Raw genomic sequence first — 26,761 nt, forward strand, 5'->3', positions numbered from 1 at the left:
GTTAGCACCTGAGCACATTCAACCACATTTATTACTTAAAAAAAACCTACTCTACTTTCTTCTTCGCCACGGGCGCTTCGCCGGCTACCCAGATGCTTTTCTGGTTGACGAACTCCCGGATGCCGAGGTAGGATAGCTCCCGGCCGTAGCCCGACTTTTTGACCCCGCCGAAGGGCATTTCCGGCGACGACTTGACCATGGCATTCACGAACACAGCGCCCGACTCGATGCGGCGGGCCACGGCCTCGCCGCGTTGCTGGTCGCGGGTCCAGACGGAGGCGCCCAGGCCGAAGGGCGAGTCATTGGCCAGGCGCACAGCGTCAGCTTCGTCGCGGGCTTCTAGGATGAGGGCTACCGGGCCAAAGAGTTCCTCGTAGTACGCCGGCTGCCCGGGCTTGATATTCGACAGAATCATGGGGCGGAACAGGGCGGTGCCGGGCTCTTTCTGCCCGCCGAACAGCTCGACTTTGGCTCCGGCTTTCACCGTGTCGTCTACCTGCTTGGTGAGCTCGTCGGCCAGGTCGGGGCGGGCCAGGGGGCCGTATTGGGTGGCCTCGTCGAGCGGGTCGCCGGTGCGCATAGCCAGCAGGTGGGTTTTAAGCTGGCTGATGAAGGGTTTTAGGATGGACTTATGGACAATAAAGCGCTTGGCGGCAATGCAGCTTTGCCCGGCATTGACCATACGGGCCTGGGCGGCGGTTTTGGCAGCCAGCTCCAGGTCGGCGTCGGCCAGCACTACGAAGGGGTCGGAGCCGCCCAGCTCCAGTACCGTCTTCTTGATCTGGGCCCCGGCCGTGGCGGCTACTTTCGAGCCGGCTAGTTCACTGCCCGTGAGCGTGGCAGCTTTTACCCGGTCGTCCTGCAGCAGCTTTTCCACCAGGTCGGAGCCGATGAGCAGGGTGCGGAAGGTAGCAGGGGGGAAGCCAGCGTCGTGGAAAATCTGTTCCAGGGCCAAGGCGCACTGGGGCACGTTGGAGGCGTGTTTGAGCAACCCCACGTTGCCGGCCATCAGGGCCGGGGCCGCAAAGCGGATAACCTGCCAGAAGGGGAAGTTCCAGGGCATAATGGCCAGCACCACGCCCAGGGGCTCGTAGGCAATAAAGCTGCGCCGGGCCTCGGTCTTGATTTGCTCATCGGCCAGAAATTCCTCGGCGTGGTCGGCGTAGTAGTCGCAGGTCAGGGCGCACTTCTGCACCTCAGCCCGGCCGTCGGTTACGGGCTTGCCCATTTCCAGGGCCATAAGGCGGGCCAGCTCGTTTTGCCGCTCACGCAGCAGGTCGGCGGCGCGGTGCATAAGGCGGCGGCGCTCGGCAAAGGAGCTTTCACGCCACTCAGTAGCGGCCCGGGCAGCTTGGGCCAGAATCCGCTCGGTTTTGGTCCAGGAGAAGGTCCGGAAGCGCCGCAGCACCTTACCGGTATAAGGGTTAAAGGATTCGATAGCCATGCAAAAAAAGAAAAAGTGCTTGGGAAGAGTACAAACAACTCTTGCTGCGTACTGTTAGGCAGAACATAGGTTTTAAGGAATACAGTGGGGGTGTAAGCTCCACCGTAGGCCCCAAACCCAGTACTTTTGCGCTGCCAAACCGAGGCTGCGCACTGCAGAATACGGTTTATAGTGTACTTTCGTCTTACCGCTGGGCGCGTAGCGTACGTGCTGTCGGCTTTTCAACGCTGTTGCCTGTGTCTCCCACCACTCCCGAATCACCGACATCCGTTACCGAAGAGCTGCTCGTGCAGCGCCTGCGCGACCGGGATGAGTCGGCCATGACGCTGTTCTACGATAAGTACTCAGCGGCTTTGTACGGCGTCATTCTGCGCATTGTCAAGAAGGAAGAAATTGCCGAGGACGTCCTGCAGGAAAGCCTGGTCAAAATCTGGAACTCTTTTCCCTCGTACGACGCCAGCAAAGGGCGGCTTTTTACCTGGGTTCTGAATGTTTCCCGGAATTTAGCAATTGACAAAATCCGGTCTCGACAGTACCGCGTAGGTACTCGCACGCAGCCCATTGAAGAAAGTGCCGCGCTGCGCCAGGCTGCAACTCCCACGTTCCGGCCTGAGCACATTGGTTTGCAGGAAATGACTGGTAAGCTTGCTCCGGAGCAAAAGCAAATCATTGACCTGCTTTATTTTGGTGGATTTACACAAAGCGAAGTGGCTGAAGAACTCAACCTGCCGCTGGGAACGGTGAAAACCCGGGCCCGGGCGGCCATCAAAGTACTTGCAAAACTGATTCGATAGCCGTGAATATTCAGGAGTACATCGAATCTGGAATTCTGGAAGAATACGCCCTAGGCGTGCTCGACGAGGCGCAGCGCGCCGAAGTGGAGCGCTACGCCGCCGAATACCCAGAAGTTCGGCAGGAGCTCGACCTTGTGCAGCAAGGTTTAGACTCTTATGCTCAGGCACATACGCAAACAACTCCCGCCGGAATGCGGGAGCGGGTCCTGGCGGGGTGGCAGGCCGCCATCCGGCAGCAGGAAGCTCCTCAGGCGGCTCCGGAAGCTCCGGCTCCCGTGGCTGAAACCGTGGTCCGGCCCATCAGCTCGGCCCCGGTGGCCGAAGAAGCCCCGGCTTCCGGCTTTAATTGGATGATGGCGGCTTCCGTAGCCTTGCTGGTGCTAAGCGCCGCGGCCAACCTGATTTTGTACAACCGCTGGAAAGACAGCGAAACCCAGCTCGTGGCCCTGCAGGCCGATCAGTCGCGCGTGGCCTCGACCATGCAGGCCGTGGAAAAGCGCCTAGACACCCGCACTCAGGAACTGGCTGTACTGCGTAGTGAGCAGTTTCGCTCCGTAGAGCTGGCCGGCACGCCCGCCGCGCCTAAGGCCAAAGCCCGGGTGCTCTACAACCCGGCTACCAAGGCTGTGTACGTAGATGTACGTAATCTGCCCGCTTTGCCCGAAGGCAAGCAATATCAGCTCTGGGCCCTGGATAAAGGCAAGCCCGTGGATGCTGGTATGCTCGCCGCCACCACCACCGCCGGCGACAGCCTGCAGCAGATGAAGGACGTGGCCAGCGCTGAGGCCTTCGCCATGACCGTAGAGCCCGCCGGCGGCAGTGAAAACCCGACCTTATCGACCATGACGGTTTTAGGGAAATTCTAAGCCGCTCCGCACACCTAGTTGCTTACCCGCACTGTACTGGTACTGGTACTTTCAGAAGAGAGCTTAACAATAAGCTGCTTCAGAGGGTATTAGTACCAGTACCATTTTATTCCTTTTTCGTGCACGGATCTATTTTCAACCTGCTCAAACGTTTCGTTCAAACCCAGTACGACTACAGCACCTGGCTGAAGCTGGTCGAGCTTTCGGGCCTGTCCAGCGCCGACTTCGACATGAACGAGGTGTACCCGGATGCGCAAATTTATGCTCTGGTGGGTCAGGCGGCCAGTATGACCGGGATTCCGGCCGAGCAGCTACAGGAAAAGTTTGGCGAGTTTCTGGTGCCCGACCTGATGCTGGTGTACAAGCGCTATGTGCAGCCAGGGTGGGGCACGCTGGAAATGATTGAAAACACGGAGGAAGCCATGCACGGGGCCGTGCGCCGGGACGCGCCCGGCACGCGCCCACCGGTTTTGCACGTCACCCGCCTGTCGGATAAGGAGTTGGAGGTGCAGTATGAGTCGGAGCGGCGGATGGGCGCGCTGGCCGTGGGAATTATCCGGGGGCTGGCAACGTACTTCGATGAGGTCGACGAAATTGAAGTGGAGCCCCTGACCCGGGAAGACGAAGAAAAAGTTATTATCCGGGTTCGGCAGCGCTAAGCTAACTTGGCTTCTGTACGGTTGAGCTCATTGAGCATCGTATCGTTTAGTTTCTTTTCTTACCTGGGCTACAGCCCGCTACACGCAACCCCACCATGGAAAAATCGACTTACTACAACCCTGCCGACCTGGCCAAATTTGGTAATATCTCGGAGTGGCAGCCCGAAATGGGCCGCAAGTTTTTCGAGTACTACGGTGAAGTTTTCAAGGAAGGCGCCCTGACCGAGCGCGAAAAAGCCCTCATTGCCTTGGCCGTGGCCCACGCCGTGCAGTGCCCGTACTGCATCGACGCCTACACCTCTGATTCGCTGCAAAAAGGTGCCGACGAAGCCCAGATGATGGAAGCCGTACACGTAGCCGCAGCCATCAAAGGCGGCGCGGCCCTGGTACACGGCGTGCAGATGATGAATAAGGCCAAGGAAATGAGCATGTAATGGTAATGTGCTGATGCGGTTGAATGTGCCAAGGTGCCTTTGCCTTGGCTCATCAGCACCTTCAACCACATCAGCACATTAGTTAGTAACTGGCGTGATATGAAACGACCCGCTTTGCTGGCCTGGGGGCTGCTGCTGTCGGCCTGCGGCTCCAATGCGCAGTCGGGCGACAATCCGGCTTACGACCGGCTGCTGCGCACGCTCTACAAGAACACCGTACCCGCCATTCGGCCTGCCGCCCTGGCCCAGGAGCTGCAGCAAAACCCGGCCGCAGTGATAGTACTCGACACGCGCACCCCGGCCGAGTACCAGGTCAGCCACCTACGCGGCGCCCGTTTCGTCGACTTCGATACCTACGACAAGGCCACCTTTGCCGACCTGCCCCGGGACCGGAAAGTGGTGGTGTACTGCTCCGTCGGGTACCGCAGTGAGCGGGTTGGGGAGCGGCTGCGGGCGTTGGGCTTTACCCAGGTGCAAAACCTGTACGGCGGAATTTTCCAGTGGGTAAACGAAGGCCGGCCGGTGTACAACCAGCAGGGCCTAACCCAGAACGTGCACCCATATTCGGCCCTGTGGAGCCCCTGGCTTAGCAAGGGCAATAAGGTTTACGAATAAGCCGGTGGTGGCTACTCTGGGCGCGGCTCCGGGTTTGCCCGGAGTATTTCCCAGAGCAGCACGGCTCCTGCCACGGCATATTCCGCAGCCACCAGGCTCAGGTTCTCGGTGTAGGCGCTGGTTTGGTAGGCCGCGTAGGACAGCGGAATCAGGGCCGACCATACCAGGGCAAACCGGTAACGGGTAAAACTGCTCAGGGCTACCAGCGTGGTAATGTACCAGGGATGAACCGTGGTGGCCAGGGCAAAATACAGCGTGAGCGTAAATAACAAGGTGCCTGGCAGCGTGGCCAGTGTAGGGCGCTTTTCCGTGGCGGCTAGTAGCAGGGCCCCGAGACCGGTAGCAAGGGCCAGGAAAGTACCCAGGCGGGCAATCTGGTTGTAGCCCGTGTGCCAGTAGCCCACAGCCCGCAGCAGGTAGTACAGGCTAGCATTAAACTCGAACTTGTGGAAGTACAGGTCGAGGCTGCGGCCCAGGTTGCGCAGCAAATCGGCGGATACGAAAGGTGCAAACAGCACCAGCAGAAACACCACCGTAAGGCCGGCGTAGCGCAAGAATTGTGCCCAGCCCAGGCGGCGCAGCAACAGGGGCAGGGCCAGCACCGGCAGCAGCTTGGTAGCAATGGCGGCGGCCAGAGCCGCCGCCGCCATTGCCCGGCGGTTTTGGGCCAGCAGCCACAGCGCCGCCAGCACACCGCAGATTAGCAAAGCTTCGAAGTGCAGGTTGCCAGTCAACTCCACAATCACCAAGGGGTTGAGCAGGTAGGTCAGTGCCCGGCTATCAGGCAACCCGAAGCGCGGCAGCAGCCGGAGCAACAGCAGGGCCGTGCCCGCCTCGGCCATCAGCAGCACCAGCCGCAGCACGAGGACAAATCCTTGCTCACGGGTTGGAAACAACTTGCTGGCCAACCCAAAGGCCGCTTGGCAAACGGGCGGATACACGGAGTAGTAATGCGGCGAATTAAGTTGGGTGTAGAGCTGCCGGGCTGCTTGCTTGGACAAAGGCGGCAGAGGACTAACTGTGGAATCGGCGGCCGGGGCCATCCTGTCAGCGGGGCGCAGCCGGTAGGGGTTTTGGCCGGCCGCCACCAGGGCTCCATCCCAGCGGAAGCGGAAATAATCGTCGGACAGCGCCGGTAGAGCAGGCAGCCAGAGTAGACGCAGGATTAGAGCCAGACCCAGACCGTAGCGCAGGGGCAGGGGACGGCGCAAGAGCAGGGCATAGCCGCCGAAGGCCACGGTATACAGCGCCAGCAACAGCCCGAAATCCGACCGGGGAATGGCGTAGGCCAGCCCCAAGTAAGCTGTGGCGCTCAAAACCGCCGCCAGCCCGTGCGCGCCGGTTAGCCGTGGGTTCACGAGGTAGCGCGGTTATGCTGCAGGGAATAGTAGAAGATCAGGCCGAAGCCGACCGTGAGCAGGCCGTGAAAGGGCAGCAGCCCGTAGCTGCGGAAGTACAGGCCCAACCCCAACCCAAACAGGAAATACAGCGCCAGCAGGCCTTCCAGCATGGTCAGGCCGTCCAGGCTACCGGTGCGGTAGCGGCGGCCCACCCAGGTGCCCTGCCGCTTGATGAGCCCCATCTTCGGCGTCCGGATGAAGGCCGAGGGGCGCCGGGCCAGGCCGGCCAGCACCGCCCGGGAATTGTGCAGTGATAAGCCCATCGTGACGGCCAGAAACAGCAGGAACCGCGGCACAAATTGCCCCAAGCGCCCCGCCGGGCTGCCCACTCGCCAAGCTGTGTAGAAGTAATAGGTCAGCGGCAAAAATCCCAGAACACAAACCGAGGCCAGGCGGAAAACGGGCTGAAACCGGGGCTCATATTCCCGAATGTAGAGCAGGGGCACGCTGAGCACAGCCATCAGCAGAATGGCCACGAATACAGTGCTGTTGAGCAAATGAAACGCGGCGTGGAGCTTGGTGCTGGTGCTCTGGCCCGAGCGCAGCACCTGGCGCAGGTGCTTGCGGGCCGTTTCGGCGGCGCCCTTGGTCCAGCGGTGCTGCTGCGACTTGAGAGCGGGCAAGGCAGCCGGTAGCTCGGCCGGGGCCTGCACCCCGGGCAAATACACGAAGCGCCAACCCCGCAGCTGGGCCCGGTAGCTCAGGTCCAGGTCTTCGGTGAGCGTATCGGCGTGCCAGCCGCCGGCGTCCTCGATGCACTTCCGCCGCCATACGCCGCCGGTGCCGTTGAAGTTGATGAAGTGCCCGCCCAGGTTGCGGCCCACCTGCTCCACCAGGAAGTGGGCATTGAGCCCGAAAGCCTGTAGCTCGGTGAGCAGAGAATATTCCTCGTTGAGGTGAGTCCAGCGGGTTTGCACCACACCCACTTCGGGGCCGGTGAAATACGGTACCGTGCGGCGCAGGAAGTCGGGCTCGGGCACGAAGTCGGCGTCGAAAATGGCAATGAGCTCCCCGTCGGTTTCCCGCAGCCCGTAGGCCAGGGCCCCGGCTTTATACCCTTCCCGGGTCGGCCGCCGCACCTGGTCGATGCGCAAGCCTTGGGCGCGGTAACGGGCCACGGCAGCGGCGGCCAGCGTGACGGTTTCGTCGGTGGAGTCGTCGAGCACCTGGATGTGAAGCCGGTCGAGGGGGTAGTCGAGCCGGGCAGCGGCCTCGATGATGCGCTCTACCACGTAGAGTTCGTTGTAGATGGGCAGCTGCACCGTCACGCGGGGCCATTCGGCCGGAGCCGGAGCTGGAGGCTGCGCCGGCCGCGCGTAAGCACGCCGGGCCAGGCGGGTCAGGTGGAACTGAGTCAGACTAAAGCCCAGAATAAAAATCAGGCAGAGGCCGTAGAGAACCAGAAGAACTATTTCCAGTCCTTGCATTTAAACGGGCAACAAAGTCAATGTACAAATCAAAACAGGGCGGGGCGCGCTACAAATACTTGAAAATCGTCCACAAAATCTTGTAGCCGGCGCCCAAGGTACCTTTCACCGTGCCCGAAACCTTCGAAACCCCGATACGGCGGCGGTAGCGCACGGGCACTTCCTGGTTGCGCAGGCGCTGTTTGGCCGCCTTGAGCTGCATTTCCACCGTCCACCCATACGTGGTATCGGCCATGCCCAGATTGCGCAGGGCCTCGGCCCGGATGGCGCGGAAAGGACCCAGGTCGGTGAATCTTACCCCGTATAAGCTGCGCAGTAAGGTAGTCGCCAGCCAGTTGCCAAAGATTTGCTGGGGCAGCATCGAGCCGCTTTCCCGCTCGCCCAGGGCCCGGGAGCCAATAACCATATCGGCCTCGCCGCGCAGAATGGGGGCCAGCACGGCGGGCATGTCGGCGGGATAGTCGGAATGGTCGCCGTCGAGAAACACGATGATGTCGGCCTGCTCGGCGGCGGGCTTGCCGAAGCTGTAGGCCATGCCCGCCAGGCAGGCGTGGCCGTAGCCGGGCCGGTTTTCGCGCACCACCGTGGCCCCGGCCGCCCGCGCCACTTCCCCGGTGTTGTCGCGGGAATTGTTGTCCACCACGATTACCTCATCGACCAGCCCGGCCGGAATTTCAGCCAGCACCAGGGCAATGGACTGTTCTTCGTTGTAGGCCGGAATAATGACGTGGATACGCGGCGTGGCGGGCAAATCGGGCATGGATAGGGGTGGAGTCGGTGGGAGGGCCGGGCGAAAAAGGGAGCGGACCGGGCCCGACAGACCACAAATCCTCCGCAAAGATGCACCTTCAGCGCGGTTATTCGTTTAACCCTAGTGCCGAGCTCAAACCTTCGGCGGGCCGGATAGGTTTCGGTCTATATTTCATTTTCCTTATTTCCCGCGCATGCTTCAGGTTGGCGACCCAGCTCCCGATTTTACCCTCAAAACCACTTCCGGCGAAACGTTCCGCCTTTCCGACCAGCGCGGCAAGCGTAGCATCGTGCTGTATTTCTACCCCAAAGACGACACGCCCGGCTGCACGGCCGAAGCCTGCTCGTTTCGCGACCAGTACGAAGACTTTCTCGATTTGGGCGCTGAAGTAGTGGGCGTAAGCTCCGACTCGGAAGCCTCCCATCAGAAGTTTACCCAGAAGCACCGCTTGCCGTTTCCGCTGCTGGCCGATGTGGGCGGGCAGGTGCGCAAGCTCTACGAAGTACCCCGGGCCCTGCTGGGCATCATTCCCGGCCGCGTTACCTTCGTTATTGACAAACAAGGGGTTATCCAGTACATCTTCAACTCCCTGAACCGGGCTACCGACCACGTCAGTACCGCCAAGGACGTACTAGCTGGCCTGGAAAAGTAAACCGATGGGAGCCTTACTAACCGACATGCTGCAGCGCGCCCAGCGCAGCCGCCGCGTAGTGGCCGTGCAAACCGGCGGCCCCATGCTGCTGGGCTATGTGCTCAGCCACAACGCCGAACTGCTCTTGCTGCGCACTCTTACCCGCCAGGGCCTGCCCACCGGCGTCCAGACCCTGAGCATGCACTCCGTGACCCAGGTGCATTTCGACGACCGGTACGTGCGCCTGATTGAGTTCAAGGAACACAACCCCGAGGTGGTGTACGGGCTGCCCGCCGTCCCCGACGGCATCAGCAGTGAAGACCTGAGCGTGGCGGCCCTGCTGCAAAAAGCCCACGAAACCCACCAGTTGCTCCAGCTCGAAACGTATTCGGATACCTCGTTCTACGGCTACGTGGCCCGCCTCACCGAAGACGAGCTGCTGCTGGAGGTCTACACCCAGTTTGCCGAGGCCGACGGCCACAGCGTGATGGACGTGGACAGTATCCGCAGCGTGGTGTGGAGCAACGAAGACACGCGCACCATCGAGCTGCTGCGCAAGCAGCCGGGGGCGTTGGATAAGCTTGGCGAGGGGTAATTGTTCGGCCCAGCGCAGCCTCTGGGGCCGATTCTGCGTAACCACGGGCAACTTACTGACCCATTTGCGCATGTTTCGGTTCCTTTCTGTTCTGCTGCTGGCCCTGCTTTTCACGCACCCCGGCTTGGCCCAAAACACCGTCCTCAACGCCACGCTGGATGGCTACGAGTATCCGTTTCCGGTTAAATACCTGCCCCTGAAGCTCGACGGGCAGGCCTTGCGCATGGCCTACATGGACGTGCCCGCCACTGCCAAAGCCAACGGCCGCACCGTAGTGCTGCTGCACGGCAAAAACTTTTTTGGGGCCTACTGGCGCGAAACCGTCAAGGCGCTGACGGGCGCGGGCTTCCGCGTGGTCGTGCCCGACCAGGTGGGTTTTGGCAAGTCCGACAAGCCCGATATTCATTATTCCTTTCATCAGCTGGCCCGCAATACCAAGCGCCTGCTCGATACGCTGGGCGTGCAAAAGGCCGTGGTAGTAGGCCACAGCATGGGCGGCATGCTGGCCACCCGCTTTGCGTTGCAGTATCCGGCCACGACCGAAAGGCTGGTCCTCGAAAACCCGATTGGCCTGGAGGATTACCGCGTCGGCGTACCGTTTCAGCCCATTGACCAGGCCGAGGCCACCGAGCGCAAAAGCACCGAAGAGAGTATTCGCAAGTACCACGCTACGTATTACCCCAGTGGCTACCCCAAGGCTCACGACGAGTGGCTGTTGCCGCTGGCGGCCCAAACCAAAAGCCCGGACTTCCCCAAAGTAGCCCGCGCCAACGCCCTGACCTTCGACATGATTTACCAGCAGCCGGTCAGCTACGAGTTCAGCCGCATCCAGGTGCCCACGCTGCTCATCATCGGGCAGCAAGACCGCACGGTGGTGGGCAAGAACCTGATCAAAGACCCGAAAGTACTGGCTGCAATGGGCCAGTATCCGGAGCTCGGCCGGCGCACCGCCGCCCAGATCAAGGGCGCCAAGCTGGTGGAGCTGGCCAACGTGGGCCACATTCCCCACCTGGAGGCGTTTGCTCAATTTCGGGAGGCGCTGCTGGCCTTTGTGAAGTAAGGTCTGGCGTTAGCGGCGGTTCGGAAACGAGACCTGGCAGACGCAGCGGAAGCCGATGGTCGGGGCCGGGCCGGTGTAGTGGCCCCGGGCTTTAAGCGTGCAGGCCTCCAGCGGGTCGTGGTAGCTGCCGCCTTTGGTCAGGCCCGGCTCCTGTACCAGCTCAGCCGCGTTGCCCAGCAGCTGGTAGGTGGCCAAATCGTTGGGCGGACCCTGCCAGACGTAGCCCGGAGTTCGCATCTGCAGAAAATAAGGCTCCGTCTGGCGATAATTAATCCAGCTGCGGGTGGGCTTGCTCCGGTTGTAGGTCTTAATATCTTCCTCTACCTGGGCCGCGCTTTTCGAAGTGCCCGAGCGCAGTTGCAGATACGTAGCTGCCTTCGGGTTCACCTCCACCGGTAGATCAGTACACTTTGTGCCAAAGGGCTGCCCTCGTTCCACTAAGCCGGCGCTTTCCCACTCGGCCTCGGTGGGCAGGCGGTAGGTAAATCGGATGTAGTTGGCGCTGAGCGTATCCGGCGCGGTAGGGCTGGAATTATAGGCTTGCATTACCACCTTGCTGCGCCATTTACAAAATGCCACCACCTGCTCGTAGCTGATGCCTACTACCGGAAATCGGTTGTAAAACGGATTAGTGTAGTAATCGGTAGTGGGCAGGGCCGAGGCCAGGGGCTGCATGCTGGCTGCCACCGCGGGCGACGACCGGCTGAGCTGCTCCTGAAAGAATTTCCACTCCAGATTCGATACTTCGGCCTCGTCAATGCCCAAGCCATTTTCAGTAATGGGCACAATGCCGGGCGGCTGAATCAGGCCGCTCTTTCTCCAGGCCGACCGTAGGGGAAAGCTAGGGGAGCCATACGGCTCGGTGCAGACCTTAGCGCTAGGCTTAAATCGGATAACGAGGTGGTCCTGCACGCCTACGGCCAGGTGCGTCAGGCGCGAGCCGGCGAAAGGCAGGGCCGTGGTAGCGCTGTAGCGCCCGGGCAGGATGCTGGTCGGCGGCTGACTTGTATAACAGCCGGCCAAGGCGCAGGCCAACGCCAATAAGCCGCTCCGTAAGCAAAATTGAGTAGGCATTGACAAGAAGATTAGCGCTTCTGCGAGCTGGCCAGCGGGGCTTGGTTGGGAAACTCGATGTCGCACACGGCCCGGAAGCCGATGTGAGCCGCCGGGCCCTGGTAGCTGCCGCACTCCTTGATGGCGCACTCCACGAGCCGGTCCTGGTAGCTGCCGCCCTTGGTCACGCCCTGTTCTTGCACCAGCTCGGCCACGTTGCCGGTCATGTGGTAGAGCCCCAGGCCGTTGACCGGCAAATCGTAGACGTAGCTGGGCGTGGAGGCCGCCAAAAAGTAAGGCGCTTCCCGGCGGCAGTTGAACATCACGATTTCGGAGCGTTGGCGGTTGAAGGCCAGAATGTCCTTGCGAATCTGGGCCGCCGAGTTGGGGCTGCCCGAGCGGTGCTGTAGGTATTCGGCCGCCTGCGGATTCACCGTTACTTCCGCCGTCGATACCTCGTAGCCGTAGGGCAGCTGGGTGCCGTAGCGGGCCGCAAACTCCCATTCCGCCTCCGTAGGCAGCCGGTAGGTGACGCGCACAAATTTGGGGTCCCGGGAGTTGCGGATGCTGCGGCCCTCGTTGAGCAGCCGGGTTACGGTGCGGCTGCGCCAGCGGCAGTATTCGAGCACCTGCTCGTAGCTGATGCCCACCACGGGGTAGAGGCGGTAAAAGGGGTTGGTGAAGTAGCCGCGCACGGGCTGCACCGTGGAGTCAGGCAGATACAGCCGGACTTCGGCCGCGGACTTGGTTGTGGACAGGCTGTGCAAAAACGTCTGCCATTCCACGTTGGGCACTTCTACCTCGTCCATCTGGAACCGGTCCCCAATCCAGACCACGCCGGGCGGAAGTACGCCCTCGTCTTCGGCTTTCTGAATCTTGGGACTGGGCGGGGGCAGGGCCCGCAGGCGGGCCAGGGCCACGGTAGCCGTGTCGGCGGCAAAGCGCAAGCCTACCACCCGGGCATCGGAGAAGCCCTGGTAAGGCTGTAGCAGTTGAGCGTCGCCGGCCGGAGCTTCCTCGTCTTCGGCCCGCACGATGCGCTGCACCTGCCGCTCATCCCAAAGCTGGAGCGGTACGCCGGTTTGGGCGCTGTAAGTGCCGGGTCGGGTGCTAGTGGGCGCTGTGCCACGCAGAGCCGTGGGAAATTGGTAGCGGATAAAGGCCGTTTGGCAGGCCCCAAGCCCGCCGAGCATACCTAGCAGCAGAAGCCGACTGCAACCGGAGCTTCGCATAACGATTAAGAAAGTAGCCGCAGACTATCGGCGTGAATAAAGGAGGAGCCTTGGTAGCGGCCTTCCCGCGGCCCGTTTTCCAGGTTGAGCACGCCGCGGGGGCAGGCCGTGCTGCACATGCCGCAGCCCACGCAGGAAGCCCGAATGATGGGTTCTCCGCGCTGGGCGTACTGCTTCACGTCGATGCCCATCTCGCAGACGTTGGAGCAGTTGCCGCAGCTGATGCACTGGCCGCCGTTGGTGGTGATGCGGAAGCGGGAAAAGTGCTTTTGCAGCAAGCCCAGATAGGCCGCCATGGGGCAGCCAAAGCGGCACCACACCCGGTTGCCCAGAATCGGGTAGAAGCCCACGCCCACTACCCCCGAAAACACGGCTCCGATAACGAAGCCGTAGAACCGGTAAAGCCCGTCGGCCAAGGAGCCCAGGATGGCGCCGTGCAGCCAGTAGTTGAGCCACACCACGATGGTTACCAGAAGAATCAGGCCCAGAATCGGGTAAATCAGGCGCACTTCCCAGCGCCAGGCGGCCCGGCTCTTGTCGGAAAGCTGACGGTAGGGGTCCCCGGCGGTTTCGGCCAGGCCCCCGCAGCCGCACACCCAGGAGCAGTACCAGCGCTTGCCGTAGAAATAGGTAAGTACCGGCGTGGCCACAAACGACATAACCGCGCCCCAGACCACCATGAATACGCCCAGTGCCTGTCCGTCCCGAATCAGGTATTCAAAAGAGCTGGGAAACAGGTAGTCGTACTTCAGGGGCCAGAAATAAGTAAAATAGAACTCGGGCTGCTGAAAAAACTGCAGCACACCGGGCAGCAAAAAAGCAAAGGCCAGCTGAAAAAACATGACCGATACGGTGCGCAGGCGCTGGTAGGGGGAGTGGCGGTATTTCCACAGAGCCCGCCCGCCCATGAGCAGAATGGCCAGGGTGTAAAACGTGCCGTAGAGAAACCACTGGTCGGCGGGGCGCTGCCGCAGCAGCTGGCTGAACGGGTCGAGGGTATGCACCAAGCCGTTGAGCAGGCCAAAATTGCCCTTGTCGTCGGGGGAGCTGTACCAATAGAGCAGCACGTAGAAGCCCGTCAGGACCACGGCCGTAACCCAGGCCACGGCCCCGCGGCTGGTGCTGCTGCGCAGCCAGAGGTTGTCGTGTTGCAGGCCGGCGGGCTGGCGGCCATACTTAAGCCAGGCCCATACCAACGTACCGCCGCTTATCAGGCCCAAACCCGCGTACAGGCTAAGCTGGGCCCGGTAGGCATCCGCAGCGGCGGCAGCCACGAGCAGGGCCAGAAAGCCCAGGCCAATGACGGTGAGCGTGGTTTTCTCGGGGGGGGAAACGGTGGGTAAGGGCGGCTGGGCCAGCGCCAGGCTAGCGGCCGCAGCAGAGGAAGGCATCGGAGAGAAGCGGTGAAGGGGGCAGCGGAGAGAGGTAGTTTGGCAAGCGGAGCAGTAAGATAAGCTATTGGCCGCAACCAAGCATGCGGCCCGGCCACTTAATGGTGGTGGTGATGCCCTTCACTAGGCTTACCAAACAAGTTGAGCAGGGACCCTACTACGTACAGTCCCGCCCAGCACGCGTACAGCCAGGTGTAGCCCTCGGGCACACGATGCACGAAGTAGTGCAGGATCAGGTGGGCAGCCCCGCTCATAATCAGGCCGGTAACGGCAATAAACTGGTAGCTGTTCAGGGCGCTGGGCCGGTAGAGCTTGGTGAAATCCATGGGAAGCAAAAGGGGGTGAAGTAGCTACAAGCCCGTTCCGGGCGGAATGATTCGGGCGCGGCAGCAGAAAGTTAGCGGCTCTGCTGGGGAAAGTAGGGCGTCGCCAGCAAACCGACAGGGCCTTGTTCAGCTCAGAACCGGGAAAACAGCCCTTTGCGGCGCTGCAATACCGTGGCGTGCTGGGGAAACTGGGCATTGAACTGCCGGATCATGTCGGGCTCGTGCTGGCGGTAAAACTCTGGGTCGAAGTTGGCCGCGCCCAGCTGGGTCATTACCTCCCGAATGGGTGTTTGGGCGCTGATCCACCGGGCACACACCTCGTGGCGCAGCCGCAAGCCCAGGGCGTTGAAGCCCGTCACGGCGAAGCCCGGCTCACTACTGAAGTTGATGCGCAATGCCAGCCGGCCGCTAGGGTGCTCCCAATAAAAGGAGTCGATGCCGGCTTCGGGTCGGGCGGGCACGCGGCCGTAGGTCTGGTATTCAAGGGCAAAGAACTTGGCCGAGTTAAACCACACCCCGCGCTGGTAGGTTGTGGGCTGCCCGCAGATGGAATGGGCCACGGTTTCGCCCTGCATGCGCCCGGTGTACCAGAGCTGCTCGATAGGCACCTCATCCGGACCCGGCTGCCGGTGCTGGGCACAGTCGCCGGCGGCATACACGTTCGGCACGCTGGTTTGCAGCTGGGCATCCACCAGAATACCCCGGTCGGTTTCCACGGCCGTGCCTTGCACCAGGCTCAGGTTGGGTGTTACGCCGGTGGCCAGGCCCACCCACTGGCAGGGCAGTTCCTCGCCAGCCGTGGTGCGCACGGCCCGCACCCGGCCCTGGTTGTCGCCCAGAATTTCCGCCAGCTCGGTCTGGTAGCGCACGGCCACGTGGTGTTCGGCCAACTGCTGATCCACGAGCCGGGCTTCCGGGGCAGGCAGCACCGAGCCCCAGTAATGCGCGTCGCGCACCAGTAGTGTGGTTTCGATGCCGCGCGAGTGCAGCATTTCGGCCAGCTCCACCCCAATCAGACCGCCGCCCACCACCACGGCCTGCCCGATGCCGTGGGTATCGCGCTCCATGCGGGCCAGGTCGGGCAGACCGTAGAGGCCCTGCACGCCGCCCAGCTCCTGGCCCGGCCAATCGGCCCGACGGCTCACCGAGCCGGTAGCTAGCAGCAGCTTGTCGTAGCCCAGCTGCCGGCCGTCGTGGAGGGTCACGGTTTGGCTTTCAGTATCGAGGCCGGTAGCGGTGGCCTCAACCAGCTCCAGGCGGTTTTCAGCCCAAAACCAGTCTTCGTAAGGCTTGATGTCCTGGTAGCGCAGGTGGCCCAGGTACACGTACATCAGCGCCGTGCGGGAATAGTGGTGGGCGCTTTCCCCCGACACCAGCGTAATCTGGGCCGCGGGCTGCAGACGGCGTACCGTCAGGGCCGCCGTGACGCCCGTTATGCCATTACCAATAATGAGGAGGCGCATACGAAATAAGAAAAGAGGAGCCAGCCGGCGCCGACCGGTACTCAAATGTAGGCGGCTCAGTGCAAAATGCCGCTACGGGCGGTGGTTCGGGTAGAAGCTCTCCGTCTTTGTCAGCCCTTTAGCTGGGTCTGGGTCTGGCTTGACTCAGAACTCCGGCCAGCTGGCCCCAACCTCCCCGCCGCCAGTGCGTAAGCTAGTAGCAAATCCCACTATCATCACCAAAGCACCTACCCACATGGCTGTCGATAACGAAAACGAAGAAATCACCAAGACCCCCGGCACCAGCAAGAACGAGGGCCTGGAAAAAGAGCGGGAATACAAAGAAGGCGAAAGCAACGGCAAAGCCTCCGATGACCCCTCTGCTCACCGCAACATGGGCGCCAATGGCTACACCCAGCGCAGCGACCAGAAAGACCAACTTGAAAACCTGCACATCGGCGGCGACGACCTGACGCCCTACGGGGCCAACAACCATGCTACCCCAGGCGAACAGTCCCAAGGACCGGGCTTTGAGTCGGAAGGCAGCTACGAAAAGGATATGGACATCCGCACCCGTGAGCAGCAATTTGGCGAGAAAGCGCCGAGCGGCCCGCCCAAAACGCCCCGCGACTAGCAGCGTGAATAGTTTGCTATTTGTAAAAAGCCCCGTGCCTGGTGTGCGGGGCTTTTTTTGTGGAGTAGTGGCCCTACCCGGCCTGAAAGAAGGCGAGGAAAAGGCTGGATACCGGCCAATCAACTGCTCAGAGGCCTAGGGTCTTACAGGTAAACTAAATAGGCTAGGGTGGCTGCTACGGCAAGTGTAACCGCGGGGTTACGAAAATGTTAGGAGCGTGTATGACTATTTATATATCTTTAGAAACCCGAATTAAAGCTACAAGTAAACAGGCCGCAACCCGGCACCCTTGACGGCTTTAGCTGGCCTACCGATCAACTTTTTACAACCCCAATTCTCACATCTATGAGCACTTCTACTCCTTCTAATGATTCACAAACTGACGAGGCTGCGCTGCTGGCCAGTGCGGAGGAAGAGTATTCTTCCTCCGGTAATGGTAAGCTGGCCATCATCGTGGGCGCTATTGTGTTATTTGCCGGCCTGGGGTATGCCTTCGTGCCCGTCAAGACGGCAAAAACAGCTATTTCCAGCGTAATGCCCTCTTTCGTACTCGGCGATGCCACCGTAACCGGCAGCCGACCGGTAGAGGAAGAGCCCGCCGAAGAAACGGCCACCGAATCGGCCGCGGCTACTGAGCCCGTCGCCACGGCGGCTAAGCCCGCCGCCCGCCCGGTTGCCACAGCCGCCGTGGCAGCGCAACCCGTGCGGCCCGCCGAAATGACCACGACCGAAGTTGCGCCGGTACCGGAAGCCGCCGCGCCGGAAGTAGCCGCCGCTCCTGTCGAGCCGGCCAATGTGACGCTTTCGGGCCGCATTCTGGATGAAAACGGTCGGCCCCTGGCTGGGGCTACCGTGCTGGTGAAAGGCTCGCGCAAGGGTACCGGCACCGATGCCAATGGCAACTACACCCTGGAAGTGCCCGCCGGCGACAATACGCTGGTGTATGGCTACGGCGGTTACCAGGACCAGGAAATGCGGGCCCGCGGCGGCCAGCCCCTCAATGTGACGCTGACTCCTTCTGAGGGTGGCAAACGCCGGCGCCGCTAGTCGGCTACGCTACCGAAGCCAAAAAAGGCCGCCCAGTACTAGGCGGCCTTTTTTGCGTTTTGAGACAGGCGGAGCGTTACGCTGCCGGATTGTTGGCGAAGCGCTTGCCAAACAGGAAGAAGACCGGCACGCCCAGGGCTACCAGCATCAGGCCACGGCGCGAGAAAAGGGCCGTGTCTTCGGCTACCAGCAGGATGATGCAGAAGATGGAGGCCAGCACCACGTAGATAATGGGTAGCACGGGGTAGCCCCAGGCCCGGTAGGGCCGGGGGGCGTCGGGGCGGGTGCGGCGCAACACGAAAATGCCGATGATGGTAATGACGTAAAACAGGATTACCGAGAACATGACGTAGTTGAGCAACTGCCCATACGAGCCGCTTAGGCAGAGCAGGCAGGCCCACAGGCACTGGGCCCACAGGGCGCGGGCCGGCACGCCAGCGGCATTAAGGCGGGCCAGGCCGGGAAAAAATAGTCCGTCCTTAGCCATGGCGTAGTAGGCCCGGGCACCCGAGAGAATGATGCCGTTGTTGGCGCCAAAGGTGCTGAGCATGATCAGGACGGCCATAACTACGGCTCCCACCGGGCCCAGCACGTGTTCGGCTACGGCGGTGGCTACCCGGTCATCGGTGGCGTACTGAATGCCCCGGCCGGCTATAGTCGTGGCGTCCGGCGAGCCTACCAGGGGCAGGGCCAGCAGATACACCACGTTAACCAGAATGTAGAGGGCCGTGACGATGGCCGTACCGATGGCCATGCTGCGCACCAGGGTCCGTTCGGGGTTCACGATTTCCTCGCCGGCAAAGCCGATGTTGTTCCAGGAGTCGGAGGAAAACAGGGAGCCGGTCATGGCCATGCCGATGGCTACCACCAGGCCGCTCAGGCTCAGTGGGAGCGGGGCCGCCGTCACGCCGGGAGCCGGGTAGCGCACGGCCGTCCACAGGTCGTGGAAGTTGGCCTGCACGGCTTCAGCATTGAGGCCCAGGGCCAGGCCCCCGAGGATGAGCAAGGCCAGGGCTACGAGCTTGGTACTGCTGAGCACATTCTGAATCAGCTTGCCGGCCCGCACACCCCGGGCGTTGATGGCCGTGATGCCCACGATGAGCAGAATGGCCAGCAGCTGCACACTGCTGAACTCAAAAGCGTAGTCGCCGACCAGCGGGCCGGTTTTGAACAGGACGTTCTTGACGCTGAACCAGGGGATGAGCACGCCGGTAAACTTGGCGAAGGCCACGCCCACGGCCGCAATTACGCCGGTCTGGATTACCAGAAACAGCGTCCAGCCGTAGAGAAAGGCCACCAGCTTATTATAGGCCTCGCGCAGATACACGTACTGCCCGCCCACTTTCGGGAACATGGAGGCCAGCTCGCCGTAGCTCACGGCCCCGGCCAGGGTAATGACGCCGGTGAGCAGCCACACCACCAGCAGCCAGCCGCTGGAGCCTACCTGCCGGGAAATGTCGGCGGACACGATAAAGATACCGGAGCCAATCATGCTGCCGGTCACGATCATGACGGCGTCGAAAAGGGTAATGGCGCGCTGAAAGTGGCCTTGTTGTTCGGGCATAGAGAAAGAATGAGGGCGTTTGGAGGCCGGAAGATAGAAAAGAAAAGCCCGCGGCAAGCAGCGGGCTTCTTCTAAGACAGTAGCGCTTTGGGGGCCGCAGACAGTTGAAATCAAAACTCGCTCCGGTCGTACCAGCTGCGCATGCGCCACGGGTCCTGGCGGCTTTTGCGTACCAGCACCAGGCGGGCACTGCCGGCCCCGGTAAAGGTCTGGTTGTCGCGCTGCTCGATGGTCAGGCTGAAGGAGCGCTCCACGTAGGCCAGCGTATCGGAAAAGGCTGTGTCGGAGGTGGGCAAATACTGGGTCCACTGCAGGTTGGCGGTGCGCGCAGCCTGAAACAGGCGGTAGGTCGTGTTTACTTCCACGTCGCGGTTCCAGGAACGGTCCACGTTGTTGGCAAAGTCGCGGAAGGTGAAGGTAAACGGGCGGGCCAGCAGCTGCCCGTACAGCGTCGAGTCGCGCAATTGGTAGCTGGCCCGAAACCGCTCGAAAAAGCCCTGTACCGTGACCGGGTTGCCCAGCAGCTTATTGGGGTCGGTGGGTACGTCGTCGAGGGCCGGGGCGAAGGGGTTGCAGGCCGCCAAGAGCAGCACGCCCGCCGTAGCCAGCGCTCCGCGCCGCCCTGGGCTCAGCTCTACCATTTCCGCCATAAAAACCCGAAGCCGTTGCATGTTATTAGTTGTCAGTTGCTCGTTGTCCGTCGTTAGTTCTTGCTGGCGGCTGCTACTAACAACGAACAACTGACAACTACATTCTTAGTGCGTTATAAAGTACTTCTTGACGTCGGTCCAGGTGCCGCGGGCGGAGGTGCGCTGGTCACGCCAGCCGGCAATTTTCCACTCGTTGTTGCGCCGGCGTACCAGCAGCCGGATGTTGCCCTCAACCAGGTTGGTTCGAAATGCCGTGTCCTGCTGGGTTAGGCGCAACTGATACAGCGCCGACACTTCGGCTGAGTCGGCCGTGAAGAGCTGGTCGCGCCGGTCGGTGAGGGTGAGCTGGTTGGTGGCAGAAGGAGTCATGCGGCGGCGTAGGCTGTTGAAATAGTCGCGCTCCTCGCTCACGCTCCAGTTGGCAAACAACGAAGTGGCCGTGCCCGCAGCCGTGGGGTCGGGCACGAAGCGGTAGGCCGGACCGCTGAAGCACCGCTCGTAATTGGTTACGTTGGCCCGCTGCACAGCCGCCGTGAAGTTGGCGAGCAGAATGTCAATCTGCGTGGGGCTGATCCAGTCGCTGACGGCGTCGGCGGGCTCGGGCTCCCGAATCTGGAAGCAGGCCGCGCACAGCAGCGGCAGAGCAAGCAGCAAAAGCCAACGACGACGGAGCATAGCGCGCGAAACAGTGTATCTTGTCCAAGATACGATTCGTACCCGGACTAGCCGCACGGCTGGGCCCTAGGAGCTTGTTTTCTATGTCACTTCGTTACGTACTATTTCTGGGCTGCCTGCAGCTGGCTGCCTTGCCTGGGGCCGCCCAGCGCCAGGAGCGCCCCCGGGTTCCGGCCCGGCAGTTGGCCTGCACCATTGAGCCCATCGCAAAGGAATATTACCAAGGAGAGCCAATTATCTTCCGGGTACGGATTCAGAACAAGGCCGACTCCGCCCTGACACTGGTATACGCGCTGGATGGCTCCGAAGCCCTTTTTCGGGCCCCGGCGGCGTATTTTATGGCCCGGCAGCTCCGGCCCGCCCAGTTGCCGGCCGCTGGTAGCCGGTGCGGCATTTTGAACAGCCTCGATTCCACCGACTTTATTAAGCTGCAGCCCCAGGCCAGTTTCAACCCGCTGCTCAAAGTGGCCCAGGTTGAGTTTCAGATTCCTCAGGTTTACCCCACGCTGCCGGCCGGCGACTACGAAATAACCTTTCATTATTCCACCCTGGAGCCGGAGCAGAAGCGGTGGATGGGCGACAATAATTACTGGCCCCAGCACGCCGGACAAACCCAGGAAAGCCTCCGGGCCCAGCACTGGAGCGCCATGCAGCGGCAACTGCGCCGCGTGCCCCGCGTAAGTCTGGTCAGCAATGCCGTGCGGGTGCACGTGCAGCAGGCTCGGCCCGCGGCCGCGCAGTTGGGCGGCGAATAGCTATTTTTGCCGCCCGCCCATTCTCCCGCCACCGCGTAATGTCGCAAAAGCTTCTGGTGTTCCTGATAGGCTTGCTGCTGGTTTCGGCCCTCGGCTCCTATGTATACTATCGCCGCGCCGTGGCCAGCGTGCCCGTCGACCCATGGTCGTTGGTGCCCGACGACGCGGTGTTTGTGGTAGCCACCCGCGACCATGCCACGCTGGTGCGCCACCTGAAGGAAACCCAGCTCTGGGACAACCTGACGGCCGTGCGCTACTTTCAGCAGGTGGAGGAGCACGTGGGCCTGGTCGACAGCATCACCGGCACGCCCAATGTGGTGCTGCGGTTTCTGGGTACTAAAAAAGTGCTGACCTCGGTGCACGTTACCGGCAAACGCACCTTCGATGTGCTCCTGCAGGTGCCCATCGGCAGCGTGCGGGAGTACCGGCAGGTGCGGACCCTGGTAGATGGCCTGACCCGTGACCCGCACTACCAGGTTAGTACCCGCGAGTATCTGGGTGAGCAGCTGACCAGCATCCGGGAGCGGGATACCGACGAGGGCGTTACGTTTTTCAACTACCGCAACCATCTGGTGCTAAGTGCCAGTGCCCCACTGGTCGAGGCCGTAGTTCAGCGCCTGCAGCACCCCAGCCTGCCCTCGGTAGCCGCCGATTTTCAGAGCACCGATTTCCTGCAGCTCAAGGACGTGGATGCTACGCTGCTCATCAACTACCGGCGGCTGCCCCAGTTTCTGAGCGTGTTTTTCCGTCCCGAAGCCCAGCCCGGTATCAGCACCGTCACCAGCCTGGCCCGCAACGGGCAGTTTGAAATGAAGCTGGCTGGTAACAAGGTTGTTTTTAACGGCTTTGCTAACCCTGAAACGGCCCGCGACGCGCTCCAGCAGCGTCTGCGCCTGCAGCCCACCCAGCGCCTGCGCATGGCCGAGGTACTGTCGTTGCGCACGGCCATGCTGGTGCACCTGGGCCTGGGACCAGTGCAGGTGCTACGCCCGGCCCGGCCCGCCGCTACCGATTCGCTGGACCAGCAAAACCAGCCCCTGCTGGATAGTCTGGCCGCCGGCTTGCGCGAGGAAGCGGCCCTGTGCTACCTGGCCACGCCCTCCGCCCGGATTCGGCCGGCCAAGCTGGCCTTGGTGTATTGCGCCAACCCGGGCAAGGCCGCCATCCTATTGGGCCAACTGCGGCGGCAAAACGGAGCTACTCCCGCCTTTGAGCGGGTGGGCCCCTACCAGATTTACCAGACCGGCGTAGCGGAGTTGCCGGCGCAATTGCTGGGGCCGCTGTTCCGCGGCTTTGCCCTGCCCGCCGTGGCCCAGGTGGGCAATTACCTCGCCTTCGGGGAAGAAGCCGCCGACCTGCGGCTCTGGCTTACGGATGTGGCAGCCGGGGAAGTGTGGAGCCGCTCGCCCACGCAGGTGGCTTTTTTGCAGGAAACCCAGCCCCTGGCCCGGATGCGGGTACTCATCGACACGCGCAACAGCTGGAACGTGCTGCTGCGCGGCCTGGTGGAAGAGCGGCGGGCCGGCCTGCTGCGCAACGAAACCCTGTTTCAGCGCTTTCCCCAGATTGCCCTGCAGTTTGTACCGCCGGCTAACGAAGCCGAGCCCGGTGCCCAATATTTCACTCAGCTGGTATTGCGCCACCCCGCCATTGGGCCAGCCGTAGCCAAGCCCCAGTCGGCCAACGGGACGGGCGTGGCGCTGGCTTTCAAAACGCCCCTGACCAGTGCCCCAGTTCTGGTACCCGTAACGGGGGCCCGCGTGCCCGGCGTACTGGTGCAGGACAATCAGCAAGTGCTGCACTACGTGACGCCCGACAACGTGGTAGCCTGGTCCGATTCGTTGCCCGGGCCGCTGGTGGGCTCGGTACAGCGCCTCACGACGGGCCCAGCGCAAGGGTATTTGTTTGCCACGCCCGGCCGGGTACACTTGCTGGATGAGAGCGGCCGGGAGCGGCCCGACTTCCCCCTGAACCTGCCCGACAGTGTGCAGGCCTCATCCCTGACTATTTCGCCGGTAACGGGGCGGCTGGCGCCGCGGCTGCTGGTGGGCGGCGGGGGCGGCAATCTGTTCTTGTACGATACCAACGGCCGCGCTTACCCGGGCTGGCAGCCCAAGCGCATGGAATTCGGGCTGGCCGCCCCGCCGCAGTACCTGGTAATAGGAGGCCGCGACGTGATTGTGGTGCTGCTCGAAAACGGCTATATCTACGCCTTCGATGAGCAGGGTAGTGTGTATCCGGGCTTCCCCATCAGCGTGGGGGCGCGGCTGCACTCGGGGGCTTTCGTGGAGAGCGGACCCACCTTGCGCCGCACCCGACTCACAGTAGTTAGCCAGCACGGGGAGCGGGTGAGCTTCACGCTGAGCGGCGAAATCGTGGGACGCAACCGGGTGGCGACCTGGAGCCGCAGCTCGGTATTTGGAATGGTTCCTGACCAGGCCCAGCGCCGGTATGTAATAGCGCGTCAGGATGGGGGGCACCTGCACCTATTTGAGCCCACCGGCCGGCAGCTGCTCAGCCAAAGCTTTGTGACTTCCGGTCCCAAGCCCGTGCAGTTCCTGAGCTTCGGTCCCGGCCGCGACGCCTACGTGCTGACCGAGCCCGGCCCGCACAAAGCCTATATCTACGACACCCAGGGCCGCCTAGTGGGCGGGCAGCCCTTCGACAGCAGCGCCCCCAGCGTTGGCCTTTCCTATGACGCCGGCACCAACACTTACCAGCTCTACCGCATCATCGGCAACGAGCTCCGCCGCACGGTGTTGAAGTTTAATTAATTAGGCGTTTAGTTGTCAGTTGCTCGTTGTCAGTTGTTCTGATTCTGATTCCGAACGACCTAACAACTGACAACGAGCAACGAACAACTAAAACTCACCGGTTCGTCAGCCAGCCTTTGCGGTAGAAGTAGATGAGTTGGCCGGCCACGATGACGGCTAATAGGCCCAGCAGGGCAGGATAGCCCCAGGGCGTGTAAAGCTCGGGCATGTTGAGGTGGTTGATGGTGCCGTCGGGGTTTTCCCGTTGGAAGTTCATGCCGTAGAGACCCACCACGAAGCTCAAGGGGATGAAAATACTGCTGATGATGGTCAGCACTTTCATGACCTCGTTCATGCGGTTGCTTTGGTCGGAGAGGTAGAGGTCCATCAGGCTGCTGATGGATTCGCGGTAGCTCTCGGCCAGGTCCATGGCCTGAATGGCGTGGTCGTAGCAGTCCTTGAAGTACACCTTGATATCCTCGGGAATGACCTGCTCGGGCATGCGCAGAATTTCGGCAATCTTTTCCCGTTCCGGGTACACCAGGCGGCGAAAACGCACAATGTCTTTCTTGATCTGCAGAATGCGGCTAAGCAAACGGCGATTGGGGCGGCCGTTGAAAATCCGGTCTTCCAGGACTTCGATATAGTCGCCGATGGCGGCCATGGTGGGGTAGTAGTGGTCAAGCACTACGTCGGTCAGGGCGTAGGCCAGGTACAGCGACGACTTGCGCCGGATCATGCTGAAGCCCGAGCGCAGGCGGTTGCGCACCGAGTCGAGGCAGTCGTCGTAATCGTCCTGAAACGACACCACGAAGTTGGAGCCCGTCACGAGGGAGAGCTGGTCGTCGTCGATTTCCAGCGAGGAGGTGAAGTCGGTCATCCGCGACACCAGAAACAGGCGGCTTTCATCAAAGACGTCCACTTTAGCGCGCTGGTAGTCGCCCAGTACGTCTTCCATGTGCAGGGCGTGGATGCCGAAATCCTGCATCAGGCGCTGCATCAGGGCCAGGTCGTTGTAGCCGCGCACGTCGAGCCAGTGCTTGAGCTGCGGGTTGGCCTGAAAATACGCCCACAGGTCGTCGTAATTGCGGTATTCCGCTTCCGTGAAAAACGAGTCGCTGTAGGAAATCAAAAACAGGCGGGGCGGTAGGGAGCCTTCCCGGATGGTGAGCGTGCCGGGCCGCTGCCCCACTTGCTGCTCGCGCGCCTGTTGGGTGGCTGCCCGGTCGGAAATACCGGCCCGCGGAGCTTCAGATTCGGTTTCCTGCGACAGGTCGGGAGCAGTGGGCAGCGGTAGGGAAGAGTCGGCAGTCATGAGCAAAAAAGTAAGGCGCAGCTAAGGCAGCAGGGAAGGGGGCGGGCCTCCGCCAACGGAAAAGTAGGGCTTCCGGCGTGGGGTTTCAATGAAGAAGCTGTGAAGTAGACGTTTTTTTGGCCGGACAGGCAAACCAGAGAGCCAGATAAACGCGTCGCCCACCGAAACACAGAATTCGATGGGCGACGAGGAGGGCACAAGTAACGGCTTTGGTTAGAAGACGGCCACGATTTCCTGGTAGGAAATCAGCATCAGGGCCACGACGGCCGTGGCCAGGCCCAGGCGGCCCCGGAGGCCAAGCTGCTCCCGGAACAACAAGCCCGCGCCCACGGCTCCCAGCAGAATTGTGGCCACGTTGGCGACGGGGTAGACGAAGGCCCCGTCGTTGCCGAAGTTGCCCAGGGCCAGGATCAGAAAGTAAATCGAGAAGTAGTTGGGAATGCCCAAAATCATGCCTGCAACCAGGTTTTTGGAAGCAAACTGCTGGCCGCCCTGCGCCACGCGGACCAGCAGCAGCACCAGGCCAATTGCGCCGGCCGTCCCGAAGGTCACGAGCGGAAACAGCGTGCGGGTGGCCGCATCGGGCAGCAGCGTGGAGCTGGCAAAGTTCAGCAGGGAGTCGCCGGCCCCACTGGACACAAACAGCAGCACGGGCAGCCACCAGCCGGCCGCGGGCGTAGTGGGAGGAGCGTTGGAATCAGCGGCTGGAGCCACGGTGCGGCGGGGCAGGGCCGTGAGCAGAATGGCCAGCAGGGCCAGCGCCATGCCGGCGTAGTTGATGAAGGTGTAGGGCCGCTGGGAGAGGCGCAACACCAGTAAGTTGAACAGCACGGGCAAAATCAGCGACATTTTATTGGCCACTGAGGCCGCACTCACACCCACGCGCTGGGCTGTGAGGGCCACCAGGTAGAACGTGCCGATAAACAAGCCGCCCAACGCCACGGCCGCGCCAAGCCAGGGGCCGCCAGCCAGCAGCGGGGCCAGGCTGGGCCGCCCCGAGGCCAGCCAGCCCACCACCACGCAGGTTACGTAGTTGACAATCAGGGCCTGGAAAGTGTCGACGCCGAAGCGGGCAAAGTATTTGAAAATGAAAACAATAGTAACCGAGCAAAGAACCGAGAGGAAAAGTGCGAGCATGCGGGAATTAAAGCGGTGAAGGGGAGGGGAACGGCAAAAGGGCCGCAAAAATACGACGCGGCGGTGGGCTTTGCAGCCGGCACCCCAATTTTACTTGTACTTTCGCCCTCC

26 protein-coding genes are annotated in these 26,761 nt (G+C 61.8%); 12 read left to right on the forward strand and 14 right to left on the reverse strand.

The window, feature by feature from the left end; translation table 11 throughout:
* Positions 1-46 precede the first annotated feature (46 nt).
* On the reverse strand, positions 47-1,444 hold the full coding sequence (locus MUN80_RS16225; protein WP_244714511.1) for an NAD-dependent succinate-semialdehyde dehydrogenase: 1,398 nt from the start codon (positions 1,442-1,444) through the stop codon (positions 47-49).
* A gap of 236 nt (positions 1,445-1,680) precedes the next feature.
* Here MUN80_RS16225 and MUN80_RS16230 point away from each other — a divergent pair, with 236 nt between their 5' ends.
* The 5 genes from MUN80_RS16230 to MUN80_RS16250 all read left to right on the forward strand — a co-directional run bounded on the left by MUN80_RS16230 (position 1,681) and on the right by MUN80_RS16250 (position 4,812).
* Positions 1,681-2,238, forward strand: coding sequence for an RNA polymerase sigma factor (locus MUN80_RS16230; RefSeq protein ID WP_244714512.1), 558 nt, complete (start codon positions 1,681-1,683; stop codon positions 2,236-2,238).
* A 2-nt stretch (positions 2,239-2,240) separates the two neighbouring features.
* Positions 2,241-3,104 (forward strand): anti-sigma factor, encoded by an 864-nt coding sequence (locus MUN80_RS16235; protein ID WP_244714513.1) that lies wholly within the window; start codon positions 2,241-2,243, stop codon positions 3,102-3,104.
* 119 nt (positions 3,105-3,223) lie between these two features.
* Positions 3,224-3,763: a heme NO-binding domain-containing protein gene (locus MUN80_RS16240; RefSeq protein WP_244714514.1), complete on the forward strand. Its 540-nt coding sequence runs from the start codon at positions 3,224-3,226 to the stop codon at positions 3,761-3,763.
* 95 nt (positions 3,764-3,858) lie between these two features.
* Positions 3,859-4,197, forward strand: a complete 339-nt coding sequence (locus MUN80_RS16245) for an arsenosugar biosynthesis-associated peroxidase-like protein (RefSeq protein WP_244714515.1) — start codon at positions 3,859-3,861, stop codon at positions 4,195-4,197.
* A gap of 99 nt (positions 4,198-4,296) precedes the next feature.
* Positions 4,297-4,812 carry a rhodanese-like domain-containing protein gene (locus MUN80_RS16250; RefSeq protein WP_244714516.1) on the forward strand — a complete coding sequence of 172 codons (516 nt, stop codon included), beginning with the start codon at positions 4,297-4,299 and terminating at the stop codon, positions 4,810-4,812.
* An 11-nt stretch (positions 4,813-4,823) separates the two neighbouring features.
* Here the strand turns inward: MUN80_RS16250 and MUN80_RS16255 are convergent, their stop codons facing one another.
* Genes MUN80_RS16255 through MUN80_RS16265 form a run of 3 tightly spaced genes read right to left on the reverse strand, consistent with a single transcriptional unit; the run spans position 4,824 to position 8,399 of the window.
* Positions 4,824-6,170: an MptA/MptB family glycosyltransferase gene (locus MUN80_RS16255; RefSeq protein ID WP_244714517.1), complete on the reverse strand. Its 1,347-nt coding sequence runs from the start codon at positions 6,168-6,170 to the stop codon at positions 4,824-4,826.
* Positions 6,167-7,639 (reverse strand): cellulose synthase family protein, encoded by a 1,473-nt coding sequence (locus MUN80_RS16260; protein WP_244714518.1) that lies wholly within the window; start codon positions 7,637-7,639, stop codon positions 6,167-6,169. Before MUN80_RS16260 ends, MUN80_RS16255 begins: the two co-directional genes overlap by 4 nt.
* Positions 7,640-7,688: 49 nt before the next feature.
* A complete protein-coding gene (locus MUN80_RS16265; RefSeq protein WP_244714519.1) occupies positions 7,689-8,399 on the reverse strand; it encodes a glycosyltransferase family 2 protein in 711 nt (236 codons plus the stop codon).
* A gap of 184 nt (positions 8,400-8,583) precedes the next feature.
* Between MUN80_RS16265 and MUN80_RS16270 the strand changes: the two genes are divergently transcribed.
* The 3 genes from MUN80_RS16270 (at position 8,584) to MUN80_RS16280 (ending at position 10,676) form a co-directional block, all read left to right on the forward strand.
* A complete protein-coding gene (locus MUN80_RS16270; protein ID WP_244714520.1) occupies positions 8,584-9,042 on the forward strand; it encodes a peroxiredoxin in 459 nt (152 codons plus the stop codon).
* Positions 9,043-9,046: 4 nt separating this feature from the next.
* Complete coding sequence (locus MUN80_RS16275; protein WP_244714521.1) at positions 9,047-9,616, forward strand: hypothetical protein; 570 nt, start codon at positions 9,047-9,049, stop codon at positions 9,614-9,616.
* Between the two features lie 70 nt (positions 9,617-9,686).
* On the forward strand, positions 9,687-10,676 hold the full coding sequence (locus tag MUN80_RS16280; protein WP_244714522.1) for an alpha/beta fold hydrolase: 990 nt from the start codon (positions 9,687-9,689) through the stop codon (positions 10,674-10,676).
* 9 nt (positions 10,677-10,685) lie between these two features.
* Here the strand turns inward: MUN80_RS16280 and MUN80_RS16285 are convergent, their stop codons facing one another.
* The 5 genes from MUN80_RS16285 to MUN80_RS16305 form a co-directional block, all read right to left on the reverse strand.
* On the reverse strand, positions 10,686-11,750 hold the full coding sequence (locus tag MUN80_RS16285; protein WP_244714523.1) for a formylglycine-generating enzyme family protein: 1,065 nt from the start codon (positions 11,748-11,750) through the stop codon (positions 10,686-10,688).
* An 11-nt stretch (positions 11,751-11,761) separates the two neighbouring features.
* Entirely contained in the window at positions 11,762-12,922 is a 1,161-nt protein-coding gene (locus MUN80_RS16290; RefSeq protein ID WP_244714524.1) for a formylglycine-generating enzyme family protein, read from the reverse strand.
* A gap of 44 nt (positions 12,923-12,966) precedes the next feature.
* Positions 12,967-14,352, reverse strand: a complete 1,386-nt coding sequence (locus MUN80_RS16295; protein WP_244714525.1) for a 4Fe-4S binding protein — start codon at positions 14,350-14,352, stop codon at positions 12,967-12,969.
* 98 nt (positions 14,353-14,450) lie between these two features.
* The gene (locus MUN80_RS16300; RefSeq protein WP_244714526.1) at positions 14,451-14,678 is read right to left on the reverse strand and encodes a hypothetical protein; all 228 of its coding nucleotides are present in this window, start codon (positions 14,676-14,678) and stop codon (positions 14,451-14,453) included.
* A 131-nt stretch (positions 14,679-14,809) separates the two neighbouring features.
* Positions 14,810-16,141 (reverse strand): NAD(P)/FAD-dependent oxidoreductase, encoded by a 1,332-nt coding sequence (locus MUN80_RS16305; RefSeq protein WP_244714527.1) that lies wholly within the window; start codon positions 16,139-16,141, stop codon positions 14,810-14,812.
* Between the two features lie 235 nt (positions 16,142-16,376).
* Here MUN80_RS16305 and MUN80_RS16310 point away from each other — a divergent pair, with 235 nt between their 5' ends.
* Complete coding sequence (locus MUN80_RS16310; protein ID WP_244714528.1) at positions 16,377-16,754, forward strand: hypothetical protein; 378 nt, start codon at positions 16,377-16,379, stop codon at positions 16,752-16,754.
* 345 nt (positions 16,755-17,099) lie between these two features.
* Entirely contained in the window at positions 17,100-17,801 is a 702-nt protein-coding gene (locus MUN80_RS16315) for a carboxypeptidase-like regulatory domain-containing protein (RefSeq protein ID WP_244714529.1), read from the forward strand.
* Positions 17,802-17,877: 76 nt separating this feature from the next.
* Here the strand turns inward: MUN80_RS16315 and MUN80_RS16320 are convergent, their stop codons facing one another.
* From MUN80_RS16320 to MUN80_RS16330, 3 genes are all read right to left on the reverse strand, one after another.
* Positions 17,878-19,365, reverse strand: a complete 1,488-nt coding sequence (locus tag MUN80_RS16320) for an APC family permease (protein WP_244714530.1) — start codon at positions 19,363-19,365, stop codon at positions 17,878-17,880.
* Positions 19,366-19,475: 110 nt separating this feature from the next.
* Positions 19,476-20,036 (reverse strand): hypothetical protein, encoded by a 561-nt coding sequence (locus MUN80_RS16325; protein ID WP_244714531.1) that lies wholly within the window; start codon positions 20,034-20,036, stop codon positions 19,476-19,478.
* 84 nt (positions 20,037-20,120) lie between these two features.
* On the reverse strand, positions 20,121-20,690 hold the full coding sequence (locus tag MUN80_RS16330) for a hypothetical protein (protein WP_244714532.1): 570 nt from the start codon (positions 20,688-20,690) through the stop codon (positions 20,121-20,123).
* Between the two features lie 83 nt (positions 20,691-20,773).
* Between MUN80_RS16330 and MUN80_RS16335 the strand changes: the two genes are divergently transcribed.
* Together MUN80_RS16335 and MUN80_RS16340 are read left to right on the forward strand one after the other, a co-directional pair.
* The gene (locus MUN80_RS16335; protein ID WP_244714533.1) at positions 20,774-21,445 is read left to right on the forward strand and encodes a hypothetical protein; all 672 of its coding nucleotides are present in this window, start codon (positions 20,774-20,776) and stop codon (positions 21,443-21,445) included.
* 38 nt (positions 21,446-21,483) lie between these two features.
* The gene (locus tag MUN80_RS16340; RefSeq protein WP_244714534.1) at positions 21,484-24,219 is read left to right on the forward strand and encodes a hypothetical protein; all 2,736 of its coding nucleotides are present in this window, start codon (positions 21,484-21,486) and stop codon (positions 24,217-24,219) included.
* Between the two features lie 94 nt (positions 24,220-24,313).
* Here MUN80_RS16340 and corA read toward each other — a convergent pair whose 3' ends face one another.
* Both corA and MUN80_RS16350 read right to left on the reverse strand, forming a co-directional pair.
* Positions 24,314-25,513 carry a magnesium/cobalt transporter CorA gene (corA, locus tag MUN80_RS16345; RefSeq protein WP_244714535.1) on the reverse strand — a complete coding sequence of 400 codons (1,200 nt, stop codon included), beginning with the start codon at positions 25,511-25,513 and terminating at the stop codon, positions 24,314-24,316.
* Between the two features lie 213 nt (positions 25,514-25,726).
* Positions 25,727-26,650, reverse strand: a complete 924-nt coding sequence (locus tag MUN80_RS16350) for a hypothetical protein (RefSeq protein ID WP_244714536.1) — start codon at positions 26,648-26,650, stop codon at positions 25,727-25,729.
* Positions 26,651-26,761: the final 111 nt, after the last annotated feature.

It is taken from the genome of Hymenobacter cellulosivorans, assembly GCF_022919135.1.
GTDB classification, from domain to species: domain Bacteria; phylum Bacteroidota; class Bacteroidia; order Cytophagales; family Hymenobacteraceae; genus Hymenobacter; species Hymenobacter cellulosivorans.

Bases quoted from the DNA above. Each gene is read 5' to 3' on its own strand.
- MUN80_RS16225 (WP_244714511.1), bottom strand. From the start codon at position 1,444: ATGGCTATCGAATCCTTTAACCCTTATACCGGTAAGGTGCTGCGGCGC.
- MUN80_RS16245 (WP_244714515.1), top strand. From the start codon at position 3,859: ATGGAAAAATCGACTTACTACAACCCTGCCGACCTGGCCAAATTTGGT.
- MUN80_RS16250 (WP_244714516.1), top strand. From the start codon at position 4,297: ATGAAACGACCCGCTTTGCTGGCCTGGGGGCTGCTGCTGTCGGCCTGC.
- MUN80_RS16260 (WP_244714518.1), bottom strand. From the start codon at position 7,639: ATGCAAGGACTGGAAATAGTTCTTCTGGTTCTCTACGGCCTCTGCCTG.
- MUN80_RS16265 (WP_244714519.1), bottom strand. From the start codon at position 8,399: ATGCCCGATTTGCCCGCCACGCCGCGTATCCACGTCATTATTCCGGCC.
- MUN80_RS16270 (WP_244714520.1), top strand. From the start codon at position 8,584: ATGCTTCAGGTTGGCGACCCAGCTCCCGATTTTACCCTCAAAACCACT.
- MUN80_RS16275 (WP_244714521.1), top strand. From the start codon at position 9,047: ATGGGAGCCTTACTAACCGACATGCTGCAGCGCGCCCAGCGCAGCCGC.
- MUN80_RS16280 (WP_244714522.1), top strand. From the start codon at position 9,687: ATGTTTCGGTTCCTTTCTGTTCTGCTGCTGGCCCTGCTTTTCACGCAC.
- MUN80_RS16285 (WP_244714523.1), bottom strand. From the start codon at position 11,750: ATGCCTACTCAATTTTGCTTACGGAGCGGCTTATTGGCGTTGGCCTGC.
- MUN80_RS16290 (WP_244714524.1), bottom strand. From the start codon at position 12,922: ATGCTCGGCGGGCTTGGGGCCTGCCAAACGGCCTTTATCCGCTACCAA.
- MUN80_RS16295 (WP_244714525.1), bottom strand. From the start codon at position 14,352: ATGCCTTCCTCTGCTGCGGCCGCTAGCCTGGCGCTGGCCCAGCCGCCC.
- MUN80_RS16300 (WP_244714526.1), bottom strand. From the start codon at position 14,678: ATGGATTTCACCAAGCTCTACCGGCCCAGCGCCCTGAACAGCTACCAG.
- MUN80_RS16305 (WP_244714527.1), bottom strand. From the start codon at position 16,141: ATGCGCCTCCTCATTATTGGTAATGGCATAACGGGCGTCACGGCGGCC.
- MUN80_RS16310 (WP_244714528.1), top strand. From the start codon at position 16,377: ATGGCTGTCGATAACGAAAACGAAGAAATCACCAAGACCCCCGGCACC.
- MUN80_RS16315 (WP_244714529.1), top strand. From the start codon at position 17,100: ATGAGCACTTCTACTCCTTCTAATGATTCACAAACTGACGAGGCTGCG.
- MUN80_RS16320 (WP_244714530.1), bottom strand. From the start codon at position 19,365: ATGCCCGAACAACAAGGCCACTTTCAGCGCGCCATTACCCTTTTCGAC.
- MUN80_RS16325 (WP_244714531.1), bottom strand. From the start codon at position 20,036: ATGCAACGGCTTCGGGTTTTTATGGCGGAAATGGTAGAGCTGAGCCCA.
- MUN80_RS16330 (WP_244714532.1), bottom strand. From the start codon at position 20,690: ATGCTCCGTCGTCGTTGGCTTTTGCTGCTTGCTCTGCCGCTGCTGTGC.
- MUN80_RS16335 (WP_244714533.1), top strand. From the start codon at position 20,774: ATGTCACTTCGTTACGTACTATTTCTGGGCTGCCTGCAGCTGGCTGCC.
- MUN80_RS16340 (WP_244714534.1), top strand. From the start codon at position 21,484: ATGTCGCAAAAGCTTCTGGTGTTCCTGATAGGCTTGCTGCTGGTTTCG.
- corA (WP_244714535.1), bottom strand. From the start codon at position 25,513: ATGACTGCCGACTCTTCCCTACCGCTGCCCACTGCTCCCGACCTGTCG.
- MUN80_RS16350 (WP_244714536.1), bottom strand. From the start codon at position 26,650: ATGCTCGCACTTTTCCTCTCGGTTCTTTGCTCGGTTACTATTGTTTTC.